We start from the raw sequence: 21,293 nt of genomic DNA on the forward strand, positions 1-21,293 counted from the left end.
TCATTCCGGTCTAGCGCGCTTCTCGTTTTATCCGTTCACCATAAAAAACTCGAACCATAACCTGCCAATGCGGATGCCGATCGCGCAAGCCGTTGACCGCACGCAATCCTCAAGCCTGGGATCAATGTAGAAAATGGCATCGTCTAACCTAGAGGAGAAGATGTGTCAACGTGGCACATTCACTGAACTTGAATTAACAAGGTTGTGCTGGAAGAAAGGTGGGTGGGGTCGTTGAGAGAGGTTCGTCCCGTCAGTTTCTCAGCAAAACTGCGGCTTATTCGATCAGGGGATTGCGAGTTCTGAGGTTGGGAAATCGGCTAAAGTCCCGATCCGCGCTCCACAACTCGGTGACCTGATGGAGATGGCAGAGGGCCACGACGTGGGCATCATGTATTTGAGGGCCAACCACGCGACTGAGGCTGACAGTGGCACGCAATTCACTCCAGTATTGATCTGTGTGGCTTAAGAGAATGACATGTGGTGAAGCAAGCCAAGCATCAACCTGATCGAGAGCAATGGGTAATGGCGTAGACGGGGTATAGATCCTAGGATGGGTCACGATCGCGATAAATTCGTGCACGCATGGCCACGGAATGGCCCAAGTCGCCTGTCCCTCAGCTAACTCGGTGATCTTTCGGTACGCGGCTTCATGCCACTCCGAGTCTTCTCGATGGGCATAGACAAGGAGGTTCGAGTCGATGGCGATCATCCACCATGTCCTTCATAAGCAAGTTCGCGCACTCTGTCCCATCCTTGACCTGAGATATCAGGGTGTAAGCCTTGCCCTTTGAAGGTGACCTTTCGGAGCCGAAATGGCGTGTGGCGTCTGCGAACGGTCAAGACATGGCGGAGTCCTTGCTCGATCAACGCGCGCACCGTGGTGTGCTCTTTTGCCGCAAGGCGTTTGGCCTCGTTGAGCAGGGGAGTTGAAATCTCTACAGTGGTTTTCATATGGCTACCCATATCTTATGTGATGGGTGTATGTCAAGCGAAAGGTACGGTCGGGCTGTTCGGAGCCGACATTTCCACACGGACCGCCTTGTTCGTAAGGAGATATCGGCGCACATCCAGTCGAATTCATAACCGCCAAAGGACGGACAGTCGCGGTGTTGATACTAAACCGAAATTATTGGTCCGGCGGGACCCGCGCTTCCCCACCTCCGGAGCGACCCTTCCGGGGCTTGCTGGGGCGGAAGCCTTCCGGAATTCCCGTGCGTGTGGTCATGGACCACAGTGGCGTGGTCAGTTCCGGCGTTCCTGCCCCACAAACCCACGGTGGGCGCCCCGCTCCTCTCGGCAATGGTCGCGCTTGGCCCGCCGGACCTCTCCTCTCCTAATTTTTTCGATTTAAGGTTGACGCTCAAGCCCGAAGACACCCGCACAATGGCCGACCGCGAAATTCTGCACGCCCGAGCATACTCGTCGGTTCGATAACTCACCGAAAGTCATTCCCCTCCGACCGCGCTTCCCAATTTATCTCGTCACCCCAAGAACTAGAACAATAGACTCCACTGCGGACTCGGACCGCGCAAGCAGGCACTGGCCGCTGTAGCGAATTGAAACAGCCCTAAGAACGTTTCTTCAGTAGTGACGTTTGGCCCTTACGGTACCGAATCCAATTGTGTTAAAGGAATCGGCGCGGAAGCGGCTACGTACCTGCGTTCGGGGCAATGCGATCCCAGTATAGAAAAATATCAAGGGAGTGGAAACAAAGTGAAGAAAGCGCTCATCACCGGTATCAGCGGTCAGGATGGATCCTATCTCGCGGAGCTTCTGCTCGCGAAAGGGTATGAGGTTCATGGTATTGTGCGCCGCTCCAGTTCCCTGAATACCGCGCGCATCGACGGAATCTATCAAGATCCTCACGTTCCCCATGCACGGCTCAAACTCCACTATGGCGATCTGAATGACGCCAGCTCCCTGAACCGACTCCTCCGCACAATCCAACCGGATGAGATCTACAATCTTGGTGCGCAAAGCCATGTCCGAGTGAGTTTCGATATTCCCGAATATACGGCTGAAGTGACGGCGCTGGGAACGGTTCGTCTTTTGGAAGCTATTAGGGAGTCCGGCCTTACGCCGAAGTTCTATCAGGCATCATCCAGCGAGATGTTTGGAAAGGTGCAGGAGACCCCCCAGCGCGAGAGCACCCCGTTCTATCCCAGAAGCCCCTATGGCGCCGCGAAGGTGTACGCCTACTGGATCACGGTGAACTACCGCGAAGCCTACAATTTATTTGCCTGCAACGGGATTCTCTTCAACCACGAATCGCCCAGACGGGGCGAGACGTTCGTGACTCGTAAGATTACGAGAGCCGCAGCCAGAATTAAACTAGGGACGCAGCGAGAGTTGTTCCTCGGCAATCTCGATGCCAAGCGGGACTGGGGGTTCGCCGGCGATTACGTGCAAGCCATGTGGATGATGCTCCAGGCCGATCACCCGGATGATTATGTGGTGGCGACCGGAGAAACCCATACGGTCCGTGAATTTCTCGATCGGGCGTTCGGATATCTGGAGTTGGACTGGAAGCGGTACGTCAAGATCGATCAACGGTATTACCGTCCGACTGAAGTCGATCTCTTGATCGGGGATGCCGCCAAAGCAAATCAGGCCTTAGGCTGGGAGCCAAAAATCTCGTTCGAAGAGTTGGTCGTCATGATGGTCGAGGCGGATCTGCGGGCGGAACGGGACATTCTTGAAGGAAGTAAGAGCTTACGCTAGCTGCCTGTATGCGAACCGTGTCGATCATTCAGCGAGAAATTCCCCATTACCGCGTCAGGCTCTTTGAAGAATTGTATGCTCAGGGACAATCACAAGGGTTAGACATCAAGGTATACACCGCCGCTCCTCCACCAAACTCACAGACATCACCGGATTTCCCATACTGCGTTTTGCCCGTGCGCCGTTTTGGCAACAGCAAATCCAGTTCTTATTGGATCTATGGATTAAAAAAAGCGATTCTTGGGTCAGATATCGTGGTGGCTCCGCAAGAACTACAGTGTCTGACAGTTCCCTACCTGTGGGCAAGACGAAAACGCATCTGTAAAAACTGGATTTGGTGGGGGCACGGATATAATCATCAGGCATCGGTGAATCCGTCGCTTTCGACCACTATAAAAGAAGTAATTAAACAGTTCATGACCAGACGGGCCGATGGCTTGATCACCTATACGGCGAAAGGAGCGGAATATTGGCGACAGCGGGGTTTCCCGAAAGACCGCGTCATTCCTTACTTTAATACGATTGACGTTGAAGGCTTGAGGAATGCAGCAAAAGAGATCAGCGAAGACCAACTTTCCCATGTCAGACAGAAAATTGGAACGGAAGGAAAACAGGTACTGTTGTTCTCGGGACGTCTTTATGCCGAAAAGAAAGTTGATTTTCTCATTCGGGCATTTGCGATTTTAAAAAAAGCGCACCCGGCTGTGGTGCTACTAATAATTGGCGATGGAGAAGAACGCGGCAAATTGGAGGGACTTGTCGCACAACTTGACGTCCGAGATGTGCACTTCTTGGGCGAAGTTATAGATCCGAAGGAGACTGCAGTTTATTTCTTGCTCTCAGATTTGATGGTGGTTCCTGGCCTAGTTGGGCTCGTGATTGTTCATGGTTTTGCATACGGCTTACCGATGATAACCACAGAACATTCCGTTCACAGCTTCGAGGTTGAGTATCTGTCAAATAAGAATGGAGTTATCACTTCGAAGAGCGAAACGCGTTATGCAGATGCGATTCGCGAAATCCTCTCTTCAGAACCTCGTCTCCGAACAATGCGTAAGGCGGCAAAAAGAGATGCTGATCGTTTGTCCTTGGCCCTGTCCGCCCAACGATTTGTCAATGGCATGATTGCCTTTCACAATACTGATTCCACGATACCGTTACCATAAGAGGGTGGGCATGGTAGGAATTCTTGCATTAAGTATTGTTCTCGGGAGCCTAGCATATGATTTGTCATTTGCTGCAGAGCTGCTACAGCAACCAGCACCCTTTTCCGGTAAGCGCGCAATATTGGATGGAGATATCGTGCTGTGGACAAATAGGCAACAACTTGATCGTAGATTGGAACGAATCAAGGAGGCGGGTTTTAACGTTTACATGCCAACCGTTTGGCAAGGACGTGGCACTGTATGGCCTTCAAAATATGCCTCGTGGGATACAAAACTCGGGGACGGACCTGAAAAACATTTTGATCCATTACGACATTGCATCCAAAAGGCTCATCAATTAGGAATCGAAGTTCACCCGTGGTTCACGCTGACATTGCGTCAGGAAGATATCTTTCCTGAATTCGCTATGCCTGGAACTCCCGCAAAGGCGTTTGACGTTCATAACCGACAGTTTCGTGAGCTTATGTCGAACCTGATCGATGAAGTCGTCACAAATTACGATGTAGACGGAATTAATCTGGACTACGTGCGTGCAATAGATCTATGTACAAATGTTAACTGCCGGAAAGAATACAGCGAAAAGTATGGCAGGGATATAGAAAGGGATGCACGGCTTTTTAAGATTGTACCCGGAATGGTGCAACCGCTGGTGGAATATCAAAAAGCAGCCGTTACCGCCATGGTAACAGAAATCTCTGAAAGGATTAGACGCAGTAAGCCGGGGATCTTAATAAGTGCTGACGTATTCGTGGGGCATGCTCCGCTGAATCAAGGACAGGACAGCGTCGCATGGGCGAACAGCGGACTGGTGGATGTTCTCCTAAGGATGGACTATTTTCGACGACTCAATGTTGAATCTATGGATGCAACAAGACGGGAATTAAAGAATCCGAACGCGCAGAATTTTCTCATTTCAAATATGTCCAATCCTGCGGAATTAAGTCCAGGGCAAGAACCGTTTGCTCGGGATGGAAAATGGCTTGCAGAGACAATTTCCATGGTCCTCGACCGCTGGCCCGCAACTGGAATCGCTGTGTATTTTTATAAATATCTTACGGATGAACAAGTAGACGCGCTTAAGAACGGCCCGTTTCGGAAGGAAGCATCTCCATAAGTCCTGCCCCAAATGTGAAATGAAATAGACATAGTTGTCTTCCGATAGCGACAGTTCAAGATTCTATTTAGTAGATGGCATACAAGCAATTTCCCTTTGAGTGCAGATTAATTGATTTGGTGGTCTTCCTACCGCTCTTGGGACGTTGTTTTTTTCCTCAAGTCAGAAACACAGGCTCTATTACTTTCCAGTCCTCTTTCACCGATCCACAGATGCTCGGAACTTATTGTTTATGGTTCTACTGTCTCTATCACATTGCCCGTCGTCCAGGTGCGATTCGAAATTTATCTTCGACAACGCTGTTGCCTCTGGCTTTATTTTCGGCAATTGCCATTCTATCTGCATTCGTAAGTTCCATCTCACCAATGTACTCACTTTGGAGAAGTTTCGAAACGATCGGTGTTCTCTTGTGGGGAGGAATCGCGCTGAATTACGCTGAAGCAGATAATGCTTCTCGTAAGCTATTTAATGGGTTCTATACCATGAGTTTGATCATGCTAATGGGCGTTACCCTAACTATAATTCGTGACCCAGGACATGCATGGATGATAGAGGGCAGAGGAGTTCACCGGTTGGATGTAACGTCGACCTTTTTAATGGGAGCCAATTCTATCGGGGGCACGGCAGCATTATTGACCCTGGCAATGGCCGTACGATTTATATTCTTTATGAAAAGTCGCTACCTCATTCTATTAGGTCCGTTTTTGATGCTGTGTTACGCGGCTCGCTCAAGGACAGGATTTGTAGTCCTTACATTAGGAATAGCAGTCTCAATGGTTCATTTTGTTCGATTGCCAAGTCGACGATGGATAACTGCTATTTCAATAGCCCTTTGTTTGGTCCTTATTATGGGCCTTCTCGTTTTGAGTCAAGATTTCACGGATTCCATAGTAGACACCTTTACTCGCGGCCAAAATGAGGAAAATCTTAAATCTCTAGACGGACGAGTTTCCATTTGGACATCCGCTATGCAAGCATTTGAAGAATCCCCAATCCTTGGGTCTGGCTACGGTACCTATCCAGCCTGGATCGGCAGGATTGGGCATTTTCATAATTTATTTATTGAATTGGCAGTTACGACGGGAATTCTAGGGCTTACACCGATGGTTGTACTAATGCTTCTTACTGCTTGGCGTCTGGTTAACATATGGTTTGGTGCTTTAAAGGGAGATATGTCTGACCAACTCGTATCGCTTGATGCTCTTCTGATTGGTGCTGTGTTGATGGTTTCTAATATGACAACTGCCGGTACCGCCTATTACTCGTGGCATATGATCGGAACAGTTGTCTTGATGATCGCTCTCCACAATATGCTTAAGGTACAACGGGCGGCAACTATGCGGATCCCTCAAAACAGTCCTATGCAGCTTCAAGGGTCCGTTAATTTAGGAGCAGGGATGCTCAAGTTCCAAGGGAATTTGTAATGTAATGACATCTTCGGTTCGAACGCCTTCTATGGTATCTCCTTCCGCAGATCATGATCGTCAATGTGATGGACAAACCATTGCGATCAGTGGAACGGCTGTGCTCTTTTCTTCATTCTTTGGCAATGGACTTAATTATGCGCTGAGTATTTTCCTGGCACGCTTTCTCGGTGCGCATGAGTTTGGACTCTATGCGTTAGGGCTAACCATCTTTAATGCCTGCTGGTTAGTGGCCATGTCGGGAATAGATACCGGAGTGATCCGATTTGTTTCGCATTATCTCGGTCTAGGCGATGTTTCTAAGGCGCGCGAAATCTTCATTCAGGCGGTGCTGATAGTTACCATCTGTGGCGCTCTTATCGGCCTCATATTGGCAGTACTCGCCACTCCAATCGCGGTCTCGCTCTATCGCAAACCTGAGTTGGCGGCTGTTCTGTTCTATTTTTCTATGGCTATTCCACTAAATGTGCTAGTCGCGATTCTCATTGCTAGTCTCCAAGCCTTCAAGACAATTCGGTATACCATACTGATCAGATATCTCTGGGAACCGATGGGTAAGTTTGTTCTGGCAGCATTCTTCCTGTATACCGGTTTTGGATTATTCGGTGTCTTGTTAGCAATCATTATCACGCTATTTGGCAGTTGTCTTATCGCCGGACGCGGTATCGTTAAGGTCGCTGGAATTCGGATAAAAGACATACTTTTATGGAGGTTCGATGGCCTCCATATGCTTTTGGCTTTCTGTCTGCCGCTGACAATCTCAAATCTAGTTGGAGTCGTCGCGCCGCGCTCGGATTTATTGATGTTGGGATATTTTGTCACTCCCGAAGATGTCGGGATCTATCTGGTCGCCTTGCAGACGGCCGCGATTCTTGCGCTCATTTTAGCAGCCATTGAGCCAACTCTTGCGCCCATTCTAAGTAATGTCTGGGTGCAGGGTGATTTGGTCAGGCTCCAAGAGGCATATCAAACTGCCTCACGATTGACCCTCCTTTTAACAGTCCCCATATATATTGTTTTCGTTACTTTCTCAGGTGAGTTGCTTTCCTTGTTCGGAAGCAGATTCTCAACAGGTGCCTTGGTGTTCATTGTTCTAGCCACAGGTCAAGTAATTGCCACTTCAACAGGCTCGGCAAACAATATTTTGCTCATGACCGGCTATTCTGGGCGGGTTATGTGGAATAGCATTTCTATGGGAATTGTGATGCTCGCGGCAGCGGGTTTGGTGATCCCTCGATGGGGAATCCTCGGGGCGTCCATAGCTGCTTCTACCAACTTATTGCTTATGAGCCTAGTCCGTGTCATCCAAGTGTGGCGCCTCCACAGAATTCAGCCATATTCGAGTAGTCTTCTGAAAGTTGTGTATGCAGGGCTAATGACCGCTGGAGTGTTGTCATTTATGAAGACCTGGATCAGTGCTTCATATTATCCAATTATGGCAATAATTGGAGGCATCATCTATCTCGGTTGCTTATCATTTTTCGGGTTCGAGGAGGTCGATAGATCAGCGGTTAAATCTATTATAAGCAAGATTAAACGGCCCTCCATGCAAAGAGCCGAGGCCTAAACCTGTTCACTAGGAGCGACTGAGTATGTTGCTGAGAAAGAATCCGGAGGTTACTGGTAAGGAGCATTATCAGACGCTCTATAAAAATGACCTCGCCGACCAGGCAGAATGGTTGCGCCGATGCGCACGAGAAAAGGTCGATTCAATCGAACGGCTCCTAAAGCACAATCATATTAGCCCGAGAACGATACTAGAACTGGGGTGTGGAACTGGCGCCGTAATTATGGAATGTCAACGGAGAGGGCTTGCTGAGCAGTATACCGCTGTGGATTATTCCCATGAAGCCATTGGACATCTTAGAGGAGTTACTTCTGGTATCAACTGCATTGTCGCTGATATCACTGCCATGCGGCCTCTCTCACTGAAATGCGATGTGCTGATTCTGAGTCATGTAATTGAACATCTGGAGGCTCCAACGAAATTCCTCGCTTCGGTCCGTAACTTACAATTCTTATACCTTATCGCTGAGGTCCCTTTGGAGGATTTATTGGCCGGAAAAGTGAAAGCGATGTTCTCGGATCGAACACGCAATACAGCTGGGCATGTTCAGTTCTTCACAGCGGAGTCCTTTCGGAGGCTCTTAGTTTCAACTGGTTTCGTTATCCTAAACACCAGAAGGTATGTACCTGTTCTGAATTTGGATACCATCAGGTTTGTTTGCAAAAGAAATGGTTGGGGATTGATGAGGCAGATGAGGATGAGGATGGTATCACGCTGTATCCTTCCTTTATTGAACCCGCTGTGGTCTAAAATCTATTACGCTCATTACGCCGCGCTGTGCCGAAAGCAAACAGCTGATCATTAGTCTTCCGACTTCTCGAAAAGGAATTGCGCGATGTTGCTCAGACTATGGGTGTCGCTCAGACTATGACGGCTAAGCCTCGATTACTTGTTATCGGTCCCACGCCCCCTCCGTTTCATGGCGTGGCAGTTGCCATACAGACATTACTACAGTCGAGCATCACAGCGGAGTTCCAGGTATGTCATGTAGAGCTTGCTGATCGTCGAGGGATTCAACATGTCAATAAGCCGGACCTGCATGATGCTTTTCTCTTTGGGAGGCAGTGGGTACGGCTAGTCGCTATGCTGTTCCGCTCACGTCCCAGGCTCACTTACCTCGTTCTTTCTCAAACAACCATCGGCTTTATCCGAGACAGCCTGCTGATCTGGCCGGCATTCTTGAAGGGAAGCCACGTGGTACTGCATCTTCATGGTGGAAATATCCGTGACTGGTTTCTTAGCCGATCCTGGTTGATGAAACGCTACGTCCGGATGGTCCTAAATAGAGTTGCCCGTGTCATTGTTCTTGGAGAATCGTTGAAAGGCCTTTTCGAAGGGCTTGTTCAGGAACATAAAGTCGCTGTCGTCCCAAATGGGGTTGATTGGCAAAGCGGTAATGAAGACGGTGAACAAGTCAGCGTGGGAAATCGCCATAGAATTCTTCATTTGAGTACATTGAGCCATTTGAAAGGGGCATTAGTCCTGCTTCAGGCTATTCCACTGGTAGTTAAGCATCATCGGAACGTCGAGTTTGTATTTGCCGGTCCATGGTCGCACATGGAAGACAAGGAATGGGCAGAGAAGTTTATCGTGGAAAAAGGGATTGCGCCTTTCGTTAGTTTCACCGGCCAGGTGGAAGGCGATGCAAAAGTTAGCTTATTCAAATCCTCCCATATATTTGTATTCCCGGGAGTTCAGCAAGAAGGACAGCCGTTGGTCGTCCTGGAGGCAATGGCGGCGGGCTTACCGGTCGTTTTTACGAATCGCGGTTGCCTAAAAGAAACTCTGGGCCGTGAATCAGGTCTTTGCACTGAATTAAATGATCCCAAAGATCTTGCGGCTCAAATATTGTGGCTGCTCGATCACCCTGAGGAGAGAACTATGATGGGGCAGGCCGGTAGACGGCGGTATGAGAGGTTTTTCACTAAAGAGCAACACATTGCCAGCATGACTCGTGTACTGAAGGGCGTCGCCACAGCGACGAAATGAATACGAGGTTTAAGAACAAAGACTCCATGGCTAGTACAATGCTAGGTATCCAGCTTGATGGACGATCGCTTGAAGCCATGACCGCGGATTCGCTTTCCGCTGTCGAGCGAATGATGCCTCAAATTGTTTTCGCCTGCGCCAATCCCCATTCACTCGTAGTCGCGCAAAGCGATGATGCCTTCAAAGCAGCCCTCACAAGAACTAATCATGTGGTGGCCGACGGTGTAGGTGTAACCATTATGGCGCGTCTGGTTGGTGTGAAAACAGGTCCAAGAATAACCGGCCATGATTATTTTATTTCCGTGATGGATGCTTTGCATCAGCGTGGTCAGGGACGGATCTTCTTCTTTGGTTCGTCGCCACGTGTCCTCGATCTTATCGAGAAGCACTTTATAGCGGAATATCCGTCGCTTACTCTGTGCGGCACACTTTCTCCTCCATTTCGTCAATGGTCTAAGGAAGAGAATGACCGGATGATCGAAAAGATCAATGATGCCTGTCCAGATGTACTTTGGGTTGGGATGACGGCCCCCAAGCAAGAGAAATGGGTAGACGCCAATCGTCACCAATTGAATGTCCCGCTGATTGGATCTATTGGCGCAGTTTTTGATTTTTTTGCCGGTACTTATCCGCGAGCGCCGGAGTGGGCTTGCCGCGCCGGTTTGGAATGGGCCTACCGATTCATAAAGGAGCCCCGCCGCATGTGGCAGCGGAATATTATCTCCACCCCGAAATTCGTCGCATTTGTTCTAGCCAGGCATCTCTTTGCTTCAAAATAGCCGACTCCTACCTGTCTCATTCTGAATCATATCGGTGCGATCTTTCCTGAAAACCCAGTGATCCTACGTGAATGGTTTAGCATTCACCGGCACAATCAACCCGTGTAGCGTTCATAATGATCGTTGGCCGCCCTTGCGGAAATGGCAGCTCAAGCCTTCCTCGCACTTCAGTTTTTGCTAGGGCCGTTGAGCCCTAAAGAATTACGTATCGGGGAATTTCGATAGTGCCAAAAATCTTCTTGCGCTAAGGCATTGTTTTGAGTAATCTCCGACGTGCTGAGTTTCTGATCTTTTATAAGTAATGTGGTTACTACGTACGAAGACATGGGCGGCGGATGCGTCAAATGAACAGAGGAGTTGGTATGCCAAGCACGAAGCGTAGGAAACGTTTTTCGGCAGTCGGAGGCGGAAGCGCCTTGATGTTTATTCTGCTGCTGGCTCCGGGCCACGCCAGCGCTGCTCCCGTGACGTTCAGCTTCGGCGGCGCGGTAACCGACGTGATGGGGAGCGTCTTTACGCCGGGAGGGCAGGGTCCCAACGGGTTCAGCACCGGCCTTCCGTTCTCCGGCAGCTTCACATTCGACTCTTCCACGCCCGACAGCATCGCCGCCGCGAATACAGGACGGTATAACGGAGCGATTCAGACCCTCACCGTCAATGTCGGTACGTACCAGGCGACATTTACGCCGGGGTCGAGCTTCATTCAGGTGATCAACCGTCCCAGCGGCGACATCTACGAATTGCGGGCCGACGGCTTCCTGGGTAATTCGGTAAACGGACGGATTCCGACAAGCTTTCGATTGGAATTGACCGATCCGAGTGCCAGCGTCTTCAGCAATGATTCTCTTCCGACCAGTCCTCCGAGCCTCTCCTCTTTCGCATCGAGCCAATGGCGCCTTATCTTCGAGGCGAACGGGCGGCGCGTGCAGGGAGCGATCGCGTCGTTGGTTCCGTTGCCCGCGGCGGTATGGCTCTTCGGCGCCGGATTGATTGCTTTAGTGGGGCTTGGCTCCAGGAGCCTGGCTCGGAAAAATTCCGAGGCGTAGGATAATTGTACAATCGCGGCGGACATGGCTCGCGCGGCTGACACCAAAGGGACTCGAACGCGGTTGCATTGCAATCCAGCGGCATCCTGAAACACATAGGTCACTCGCCTCTTCTTTTCCTCTAGGTATTGATTCCTTGACGGTCATAGGATTACTGGCTCTTGGCCTGCTGGGCTATATGTATTTCGATAGCCTCCGGTTCATGGTCGGTCAGTGGGGTAGCGACGACTACAGCCACGGTTTCTTTGTTCCCATCATCAGCGCGTTATTGATCTGGCAGAGACGATCCGCGTTGGCCGCGATCCCTCTGCAGCCGTCCTGGTGGGGCCCGCATGTGCTTGTTGCGGGTCTCCTGCTCTATGTGATCGGCGATTATGCCACGCTGTACGTCGTGCTCCATTTTTCTCTCTGGCTCGTGATCGTCGGCCTCGTACTGTCGTTCATCGGCCTGAACGGCACGAAAGCGATCGCGTTTCCGTTGTTGTACCTGCTGGCGGCCATCCCGCTTCCGGTCTTTCTGTATGGGGCGCTCTCGAGCCGGCTTCAATTGTTGTCCTCGGCGCTCGGCGTCGGATGTTTGCAACTGGTAGGCGTCACGGCGTTTCGTGAAGGGAATGTCATTGATTTGGGGCCCGTCCAGTTGCAAGTGGTCGAAGCCTGCAGCGGCATCCGCTATCTCTTCCCGCTCACGGCGCTCGCGCTGCTCTGCGCCTATGGGTTTCGAGATCGGATGTGGAAACGCGTGGTGCTGGTGCTGTCCGCCTTGCCGATTTCGGTATTCGTCAATGGGTTCCGCATCGGCATCGTGGGCATTCTTGTCGAGCTCTACGGCTCGCAGGCAGCGGAAGGCTTCTTTCATTTGTTTGAAGGGTGGGTTTTGTTCATGGCGAGCCTGGGATTGCTTGTCCTCGAGATGTGGAGCTTGGCTCGACTGAACCCCGCGGAAGGATCGGCGGGACTGTTGGATCGGTTTACGTTCCGTGTCGAAACCGCGCGCCCGGTGCCCTCGAACTCGCCGGCGCCTGACGCTCCGGCAATCAGATTGATGCCTGGAGCCACTCTCTGCAGCGTGGCGGTGCTCGTTCCTTTTGCCATGCTCTCGTGGATGATCGGCGAGCGGGCTGAATCGCCTCCGGCCAGGCCGGCGTTCATGGATTTTTCCATGCAGATCGGAGATTGGCAAGGCACTCCCTCGTCAATGGAATCCCAATACCTCGACGCGCTGAAGCTCGATGATTACGTCCTGGCCGACTACGCGGCGGCGGGCGAATCCGTCAATCTGTATGTCGCCTACTACCGCTCGCAAAGGAAGGGACAGTCGGCCCATAGCCCGCAAAGCTGTATCCCCGGCGGCGGCTGGGAAATCATCTCCCATCGAAATATAGGTCTTCCCCTTGGCGACCGCGAGGGGACGGTCCATCCGGCGAATCGCGTCCTCATTCAAAAAGGACATGAGAAGCAGCTGGTACTGTACTGGTTCAAGCAGCGGGAGCGGTATCTCTCGAATGAGTATCTGGTGAAGTTCTATTTATTTTGGGATGCCCTCACCAAAGGTCGGAGCGACGGGGCATTGATTCGCCTCGCGTCCGCGGTTGGGCTCGGCGAGTCTGAAGAGGCGGTGGAGCGTCGCGTGATGGAACTGGCCCGCGCGATCCAGCCGGACTTGGCCCGCTATGTCCCGGATTGAACGATGACGAGCGCCGTCTTTTTCAGCTTCATCACCTCGCTCTTTGTCTGCATGGCGCTGATTCCGCCGTTGCAGCTTGCGGCCGGCAGGTTGCAGTTCATGGATCTGCCCGGCGGACGGAAAGTCCATCATGGCCCCATGCCGAGAATCGGCGGCATCGCGTTCGGGATCGGCGCGTTGCTCGCCATTGTGCTCTGGGTGCCGCACGATCCCATCGTCGCGCCGATTCTCCTGAGCGCCTGCATTCTCTTGGGATTCGGCGCATGGGATGATCGCGCCGGCCTCGGCTATAAAGCCAAGCTGGTCGGGCAGCTGCTCGCGGTGTTCGTCGTCGTCGGGATCGGACAGATCAGGCTGGATACGTTGCCGTTTCTGTTCGACCACGAACCTCCGCGCTGGCTAAGTATCCCGCTGACCGTGGTGTTCCTTGTCGGGGCTGCCAACGCGGTCAATCTGTCCGACGGGCTTGACGGCTTGGCGGGAGGGCTCGCCTTTTTGACGTTCGCCGGTATCGCCTATCTAGCCTTTCTTTCGCATGAGTCGATCGTGTTGCTGTTGGCGGTGGGACTGTTGGGCGGGCTCTTGGGATTTCTTCGCTATAATACCTATCCGGCCCGTATTTTCATGGGGGACGCCGGCAGTCAGCTGCTCGGTTTCCTGATGGGCGTCCTGGTGATTTTGCTGGCTGATCCCTCGCGCGCCCCGTTCAGTCCTGCGATAGGGCTGCTGCTCCTGGGCCTGCCGTTTCTCGATACCATCGCCGTCATGGTCAACCGGCTGAGAAAAGGCCGGTCTCCATTCGTCGGCGATCGCAACCATATCCACCATAAACTGCTTGCGCTCGGCTTGTCGCACTATGAAGCCGTCCTTGCGATCTATGCGGTCCAAGCCGGCATGGTCGGGCTCGCCTATGTGCTGCGATGGCAGTCCGATGCGCTGATTCTCTCCATCTATATTGGATTTGCCTGCGGCATGTTCGGCCTGTTTGTGGCGACAGAACGCGGCGTCATTCTCTTGCCTGCGCGGGCCGGCGGGCGCCTGCTTTCGGATACGAGGTTGGCGCGGATCGGGCCCTGGCTCAGCGAAATGGCTCCGCGATTTCTCGCGATCGTCGTCCCGCTCTTTCTGATTGCGAATGTATTTTTGCCCGGCCATGTGCCCGCCGACGTGGGCTATGCGGCAATCGCCCTCTTCGGCGTGATGTCGGCCGGTCTGTTCCTGCTTCCTCGCTATACCTCGCTGTTCGTGCGTGGCGGCCTGTATGTCGGCAGCGCATTCCTTATGTACATGAGCGAACAGTCGAGCCTCCCGGCCATATGGCCGATTCATGTCACGCAAAACACGGTGTTGGCCGTAATCGCGCTTCTGGTAGTGCTCTGCATGCGATTCAATCGTGCCGGTGGATTTCAGACGACGCCGCTCGACTATCTTATGGTGTTCTTCGCGTTGATCATTCCGCTGCTGCCGGAAATGCGCGCCGACATGCCGACGCTGAGTATTCTGGCCGGGAAACTCATCGTCCTGTATTTCTCGTTCGAATTGCTGCTCCACACCTTCTCGGAACGGGTGAGACAGTTGGGGTTAGTGTCGCTCTGGATTCTATTCGGGCTGGGCGTGAGGGCGTGGATGTGAAGAAGTTAGGAACCCGCCGGACCTCTTTAGTAATTCGCTTTAGGGCTAGAAATGAGGATTGAAAAATGAGGAATCCGGTAACTATGGGTTGTGAATGAGCGCGATGAAGTTTCATGCGGCGATTGCGGCCGTGACAATTGGAGGCACGCTGGTCTTTCTTGCCTGCGGAGGTCCCCACGAGCGGAAGACTCAATATCGGATGAAGGCCCAAGAGTATATCGAGGCCGGGAATTTCCCGAAGGCGCGGGTCGCCCTGCGGAACGTGCTCAAGATCGACCCGAAGGACGCCGAGGCCTATTTCCTCGTGGCGCAAGTCGAAGAGAAAGAAAAAAACTGGCGTAATGCCGTCGCCAATTATCAGCAAGTGGTCGAACTTGTGCCGGATCATAAAGGGGCGCTCCTCACGCTGGCCAAGTATTACCTTGAAGCGCGCCTTGCCGATCAGGTGCTCCAGGCGACCGGCAAGGTATTGGCGAAAGATCCGGCAGACCCTCAAGCCATGGCGCTGAAAGTGGCCGTGATGGCGCAGGAACAGAAGATGACCGAGGCGATGGCCGAGGCGGAGAGCTTGAACAGGCGCCATCCTACCGAGCCCGATGTGGCGATTCTGTTGGCCGCGCTGTACTCGCATCAGCACCGGCTGCGGGATGCGGAGGCGGTTCTCCGCCTGGCCCTTGAGGCGCATCCTCACCATCTGGACCTATTGCGCCATTTGAGCGCGGTGCTCGTGGATGCCGGAGACCGGCAAGGGGCGGAGTCCGTCTTGCGTCAGATCATCGACGAGGAGCCGAGCATCTTTGACCACCGGCTGAAGCTGGCGCGGTTTTACGACAAGCACCAGGCGGTCGATCGCGCGGAAGCGGTGCTCCGGGAGGCGGTCCGGCTTTCTCAGGAAAAGGAACAGCCGTGGTTGGCTCTGACGGATTTCCTCAAGCACCGAAGGGGAGCGGTGGTCGCGGAGCGCGCCTATCTCGACGCCGCCCGCGAGCTTCCGTATTCCAGCAAAATCCGTTTCGGTCTTGCCGCGCTCTACGAGGAGAGTAGAGACGAGGCGAAGGCTCGCTTGGTTTATGAATCCCTTATCAAGGAATACGACGACAAACCCGCTGGACTTGACGCTCAGGTAAAGGTCGCCGCCCTGGACTTTGCGGCGGGCCGGCGTGAGCAAGCGGAGGAGGGCCTCGCGGGCGTCTTGAAACAGAATCCGCGCGCGGCGGAAGGGCTGATTCTGCAGGGAAGGATCGCACTGGCCCGGCGAAGAGGGAAGGACGCCGTCCAGGCGTTTCGGACCGTCTTGCGTGATCAGCCGGAATTGGCGCACGTGCAGGTCCTTCTCGGGCAGGCGCACCTGATGTCCGGCGAATTGCAGTTGGCGCGGGAGAGTTTTGAGCGGGCCGTTGCACTCTATCCCAAGCAAGTCGATGCCGGGCTGGCCTTGGCGATGTTGGAACGTCAGGCCGGCCATGTGCAGCGGGCGAGGGCACGGGTGGAGGATATCGTCAGGGCGAATCCCGATCATCTTCGTTCCCTTGAAACGCTGTTCTCATTCGATCTGGCCGCGCAGGACTGGGCGCAGGCGAAGAAAACCTACACGAAGCTTCGGGCGGCCCTTGGGCAAAGTCCGACGGGATTCATGGCGGAAGGCCGGCTGTATGAAGCGCATCGACAGTTTGGCAAAGCGATCGCGGCCTTCGAACAGGCTATGGCCGCCGACCCAGATGCGCCGGAGCCGTTGTTGGCCGTGATTAAGCTGGAAATCGGGCTGAAACAGATTGACCGGGCCCGTGGGCGCCTGGAAGCATTGCTGGCGGCTCGTCCCGATCATCCGTATGGACATGGGCTGCTGGGTGAAGTCATGGCCTTCACCGGCCGGCAGGATGAGGCCGAAACCCGGTTTCGGACGGCGACCAGCGTGAATCCCAAGTGGATTACTCCCTGGCTGAACTGGGCGACTCTGAATGTGTCGCAGCGAAAGCCCGAGGCGGCGATCCGGATTCTTACGGAAGGATTGTCGGTCAATGCGGACAGCGAAGAGCTTCACATGATGCTGGCGTCGGTCTTGTCCGATCAGGGGCACGTGGATGCCGCGATCGCCGAGTACGGGACGGTGTTGCGGATGAACCCGCAGAATATCTTCTCGGCGAACAATCTGGCCGTCTTGCTCGTCGATTACAAAGGGGATGTGACGAGCCTCGAAAGAGCCTTTGTCCTTAGTCGGGATTTCGAGCGAGAAGCTCCGCACCCGCTTTTTTTGGATACGCTGGGCTGGGTGCGCCTGAAAATGGGCCATCTCGACCATGCGCTTCGTGTGATGAAGGACGCGGTCGTCAAAGCGCCCGATCTTCAGGCGCTCAATTATCATTTTGGCACGGCCTTGTACCAATCGGGCAACAAAGAAGAAGCCCGGCTGTACCTGTCGAACGCGCTTAAAAGGCCTGAGCCGTTTATCGGGCGCCAGGCAGCGGAACAGTTGCTGGCGCAAACGAGCGGATAAGGAGTGTGGGTGAGAAGGATGATCACGAAATGCACCGCGGCCATCTGCATGCTGGCGGCGATGGTGACTGTTGCCGCGGCATCGTTTGCCGCTTCGAATGATGTACCGGTCTCGACCGCTGATCCCGGCTATTTCCTCGGTCCCGAAGACGTACTGTTGATCTCCGTCTGGAAGGACGAACAATTGACCAGGGAAGTCGTGGTGCGGCCGGATGGGATGATTTCGTTTCCCCTGGTGGGCGATGTGCCGGCCGAGGGCCGGACGGTCGAAGACCTGCGCGCGGAATTGGTCAGGCGGCTGGGCAGATATATTCCGAATGCCAATGTCACCGTCGCGGTGACCAAAGTCCTGAGCTACAAGGTCTATGTCGTGGGCCGGGTGACCAAGCCTGGAGAGTATTTGGTCGGCCATTATACCGATGTGCTCCAAGCGCTCAGCTTGGCCGGCGGATTGACCCCGTTTGCGGCGGAAAACGACATCAAGATCATCCGGAGAATCAGAGGAGAGCAATTGGTGTTTCCGTTCCGGTATAGCGACGTGCGGAAGGGAAGAGATCTCGACCAAAATATCTTGCTGCAACGCGGCGATGTCGTGATGGTGCCGTAGCGTCTGTGGATTGTGTGCGCGGCGCCGGTATACACAATTTTTGGCGTGGGGGCTTGACGCGCGTTGTCGCGCGGGGAGTTCTCGTCGGGATAGGGTGGCTGCTGGCCGGCATCGGCTCGATTGGCCTGGCGGCGGAATGGTCCATCCTGCCGTCAATCGGCGTGAAGGGCTATTACAACAGCAACCTGCTGCTCACGCCGTTCCCGCATGAAGCGACGTACGGCTATTGGGTGTCGCCCGGGACGGAATTTTCCGGCAAGACGGAACGGCTGGAAGTCAGCGGTCGAGCCGCGCTGGATTTTGTCGATTACTATGGAGGCCAGCAGGATCGATTCACCAATATCCATTTGCCCCTATCGGCCCGATATAGAACCGAGAAGGACGAGTTCGGCTTCACCGGCGGGCTCAGTCGCGACAATACATTGATGGGCGAGTTTTTGACCACGGGCGTCGTGTTGCGCTTTACCCAGCGCGATCTCTGGACGGCAAATCCAACTTGGACCAGAAATCTGACGGAGAAGGTGGCATTCCAGGGCGGCTTCCAGTTTTCCGACGCCACGTATGAGAATGGATTGCGGCTCAACCTTGTGGATTACCAAGTGTATGGCGGGTCCGCGGGGTTCCTCTATCACGCGACGGAAAAGGATGACATTCAATTGACCGGCACGTATGCCAATTTTCACACCACGAATGCGCCGTTCGGACTGCGCGCGACATTGCCCGGCGCCGTGCTGAGCCTGGCCCATTCCTTTACGGAGACGCTGAAGGGCACGGTGTACGGCGGGCCTCGGTTTGTGAGTTCCACGACGCACGTGTCAGGCGGTTCTATCGAGAGCCAAGATACGGTGTGGGTCTACGGAGCCACTCTTGCGAAACAATTTGAGCGGGCCTCGCTGCAGGTAAACCTAACACGGGATGTTTTGCCCAGCGGATTCGGTCTTTTGCTCCAAACAGATCGCGCGGGCCTCCTCGCCACGTATGACGTCTCGGAAACCATCCGGCTGTCATTCGATACATCCGGCTACATCGTGTCCGGCATCACGCCGCTGGCAAACGGAGGCACCTTGTCGGATCAGCAGGTCGTCTACACCACCCCCATGGTGAGCTGGAAGTTCATGGAGTGGTGGAAGCTTGACGCCTCCTACTCGTATCGGTGGCGCGACGTCGACACGTTCGCCGAACCGGCCACGGCCAACATGGTGACCTTCATGGTGACGTATTTTCCGCCGAAACTGGCGGTCTCCCGGTAATAGGACGTTGAAAAGGGAACGATACTTCTATGATGACCCAACGCGCTCCAGAAACTGAATCGATGCTGAGTCTTCGCGACTATCTGGCCGTGTTGCGGCGGCGCCGCCGTCTGATGATCGTCGCCGGCGGATTTCTTTTTGCAGCGGGTTTGGCCGCCGCGCTGTTCTGGCCCGCCACGTACAAGTCCACGGCGACCATTCTCATCGAAGAGCAGGAAGTCCCACCGGAACTCGTGCATTCGACGATTACAAGCTTCGCCGATCAGCGGATTGAGATCATCAAGCAACAAGTCATGAGCCGCACCAGTCTCTGGAAGGTGGTGGAGCAATACGATCTCTATGCGGAGATGCGGCGTACCAGCTCAACAGAGGATGTGGTGAAGCGATTCACGAAAGACATCCAGGTCGAGGTCATCAGCGCGGATGTGATTGACAAGCGGACGCAACATGCGACCAAGGCCACCATTGCCTTCACGGTTTCCTATCAGAGCGGGTCTCCTGAAACGGCGCAGAAGGTTGCCAACGAGCTGACCAGTCTCTTTTTGGGGGAAAACTTGAAGAGCCGCGAGCGGCAGGCTCAGGAAACCACGATATTCCTCCAGCAGGAGGCGGCAAGCCTCGCCAAGCATATCGAAGAGGTCGAGGCCAAGATCGCCCAGTTCAAACAAAAGGCGAACGGCGCATTGCCGGAGCTAATGTCCTTGAATCTCCAGCTCATGAACCAGGCGGATCGCGAGCTGATGGACTTGGATCAGCAAATCCGAAGCCTCGAAGAACGGCAGGCCTATCTGGAGGGAGAATTGGCCACGATCAAGCCGAATACCCCGATCCTGTCCGTGACCGGCGAGCGCATCCTTGATTCGGTCGAGCGGCTGCGGGCGCTGCGCGCCGAATATGCAGGTGTCGCCGCAACCTTCGCGGCGGATCATCCCGATGTGATCAAAATGAAGCAAGAAATTCAGGCGTTGGAAAAGGAAACCGGCGCTGATCCCGAAAGCGAGGAGCTGGCAAAACAATTGATCGATGCCCGCGCGACCTTGGCGACGCTGAGTGATCGATTTGGGCCGGATCATCCTGATGTGCTGATTGTCCGGCGCCGGATCGGGTCTCTGGAACAGGAAATCAAACACATCGGCCTGACTTCAGGAAAGAAGCCGATGCAGCGTCCTGAAAATCCTGCCTATATCAATATCCAGGCTCAGCTCAAATCCGTGACCTCGTCGCTGGAAGCGTTGCGCGGCAGCCGCTCGGCGGTGAAGCGGCGTCTTCAGGACTATGCCGCACGCATCGAACGCACCCCCGAGCTCGAACCGGACTATCTCATGCTCGCGCGTGACCGCGACACGTCGGCGGAGAAGTATCAGGACATTCGCTCGCGGTTGCTGGAGGCGAAGGTCTCGGAAGGGCTTGAAGTCCAGCGCAAAGGCGAACGGTTTTCGCTGATCGATCCGCCGGGCTTGCCGGAGAATCCGGAGAAGCCCAACCGGAAGGCGATCGGCCTCCTGGGCTTGATTCTCGCGCTGGCCGGAGCAGCGGGCTCGGCGGCGGTTGCCGAAAACCTGGACCATTCGATCCGCGCGCCGGAACAAGTGGCCCGGCTGACACAGGCCTTTCCGCTCGCCGTCATTCCCTATATGCCCAACCGGGCCGATGTCGCGAGGGCGCGGACTCGCCTAAGACTGGTCCGAAGCGCGGGCCTTGCGGTTGTGGCGGCGCTGTTGCTGCTCAGCCATGTCTTCTGGACGCCATTGGACGTTTTGTGGTATGCCGCGCTGAGGAAAATCGGGTTGGAGTAAGCGAGCAATACGATACGACCGA

At 54.0% G+C, this 21,293-nt stretch carries 16 protein-coding genes; 15 read left to right on the forward strand and 1 reads right to left on the reverse strand.

The genetic code is table 11. From position 1 onward, the window contains the following. Window positions 1-274 precede the first annotated feature (274 nt). Window positions 275-709, reverse strand: coding sequence for a type II toxin-antitoxin system VapC family toxin (locus ACWGXE_RS09490; protein WP_447603187.1), 435 nt, complete (start codon window positions 707-709; stop codon window positions 275-277). Window positions 710-1,713: 1,004 nt separating this feature from the next. On the opposite strand from ACWGXE_RS09490, the gene gmd reads away from it, so the two are divergent. The 15 genes from gmd (at window position 1,714) to ACWGXE_RS09565 (ending at window position 21,271) form a co-directional block, all read left to right on the forward strand. Next, on the forward strand, window positions 1,714-2,721 hold the full coding sequence (gene gmd, locus ACWGXE_RS09495) for a GDP-mannose 4,6-dehydratase (protein ID WP_447603188.1): 1,008 nt from the start codon (window positions 1,714-1,716) through the stop codon (window positions 2,719-2,721). Window positions 2,722-2,729: 8 nt separating this feature from the next. Then, window positions 2,730-3,887: a glycosyltransferase family 4 protein gene (locus tag ACWGXE_RS09500; RefSeq protein WP_447603190.1), complete on the forward strand. Its 1,158-nt coding sequence runs from the start codon at window positions 2,730-2,732 to the stop codon at window positions 3,885-3,887. Window positions 3,888-3,897: 10 nt separating this feature from the next. Then, window positions 3,898-5,001, forward strand: a complete 1,104-nt coding sequence (locus ACWGXE_RS09505) for a glycoside hydrolase family 10 protein (protein WP_447603192.1) — start codon at window positions 3,898-3,900, stop codon at window positions 4,999-5,001. A gap of 74 nt (window positions 5,002-5,075) precedes the next feature. Next, window positions 5,076-6,425, forward strand: coding sequence for an O-antigen ligase family protein (locus ACWGXE_RS09510; protein ID WP_447603194.1), 1,350 nt, complete (start codon window positions 5,076-5,078; stop codon window positions 6,423-6,425). A 31-nt stretch (window positions 6,426-6,456) separates the two neighbouring features. Continuing rightward, on the forward strand, window positions 6,457-7,992 hold the full coding sequence (locus tag ACWGXE_RS09515) for a flippase (RefSeq protein WP_447603196.1): 1,536 nt from the start codon (window positions 6,457-6,459) through the stop codon (window positions 7,990-7,992). Between the two features lie 25 nt (window positions 7,993-8,017). Next, complete coding sequence (locus tag ACWGXE_RS09520) at window positions 8,018-8,797, forward strand: class I SAM-dependent methyltransferase (RefSeq protein WP_447603197.1); 780 nt, start codon at window positions 8,018-8,020, stop codon at window positions 8,795-8,797. A gap of 44 nt (window positions 8,798-8,841) precedes the next feature. Continuing rightward, the gene (locus ACWGXE_RS09525; RefSeq protein WP_447603199.1) at window positions 8,842-9,981 is read left to right on the forward strand and encodes a glycosyltransferase family 4 protein; all 1,140 of its coding nucleotides are present in this window, start codon (window positions 8,842-8,844) and stop codon (window positions 9,979-9,981) included. A 26-nt stretch (window positions 9,982-10,007) separates the two neighbouring features. Next, window positions 10,008-10,760, forward strand: a complete 753-nt coding sequence (locus ACWGXE_RS09530; protein WP_447603201.1) for a WecB/TagA/CpsF family glycosyltransferase — start codon at window positions 10,008-10,010, stop codon at window positions 10,758-10,760. A 362-nt stretch (window positions 10,761-11,122) separates the two neighbouring features. After that, complete coding sequence (locus ACWGXE_RS09535) at window positions 11,123-11,806, forward strand: VPLPA-CTERM sorting domain-containing protein (protein WP_447603203.1); 684 nt, start codon at window positions 11,123-11,125, stop codon at window positions 11,804-11,806. Between the two features lie 136 nt (window positions 11,807-11,942). Next, window positions 11,943-13,493: a VPLPA-CTERM-specific exosortase XrtD gene (gene xrtD / locus ACWGXE_RS09540; RefSeq protein WP_447603205.1), complete on the forward strand. Its 1,551-nt coding sequence runs from the start codon at window positions 11,943-11,945 to the stop codon at window positions 13,491-13,493. A 3-nt stretch (window positions 13,494-13,496) separates the two neighbouring features. Then, the gene (locus tag ACWGXE_RS09545; RefSeq protein WP_447603207.1) at window positions 13,497-15,125 is read left to right on the forward strand and encodes a glycosyltransferase family 4 protein; all 1,629 of its coding nucleotides are present in this window, start codon (window positions 13,497-13,499) and stop codon (window positions 15,123-15,125) included. 103 nt (window positions 15,126-15,228) lie between these two features. Then, complete coding sequence (locus ACWGXE_RS09550; RefSeq protein WP_447603209.1) at window positions 15,229-17,619, forward strand: tetratricopeptide repeat protein; 2,391 nt, start codon at window positions 15,229-15,231, stop codon at window positions 17,617-17,619. Between the two features lie 18 nt (window positions 17,620-17,637). Further along, window positions 17,638-18,225, forward strand: a complete 588-nt coding sequence (locus ACWGXE_RS09555) for a polysaccharide biosynthesis/export family protein (protein ID WP_447603922.1) — start codon at window positions 17,638-17,640, stop codon at window positions 18,223-18,225. A 53-nt stretch (window positions 18,226-18,278) separates the two neighbouring features. Next, window positions 18,279-19,475 (forward strand): hypothetical protein, encoded by a 1,197-nt coding sequence (locus ACWGXE_RS09560; RefSeq protein ID WP_447603211.1) that lies wholly within the window; start codon window positions 18,279-18,281, stop codon window positions 19,473-19,475. Between the two features lie 29 nt (window positions 19,476-19,504). Then, complete coding sequence (locus ACWGXE_RS09565; protein WP_447603213.1) at window positions 19,505-21,271, forward strand: lipopolysaccharide biosynthesis protein; 1,767 nt, start codon at window positions 19,505-19,507, stop codon at window positions 21,269-21,271. Window positions 21,272-21,293: the final 22 nt, after the last annotated feature.

The organism is Nitrospira sp. Nam80, assembly GCF_965152575.1.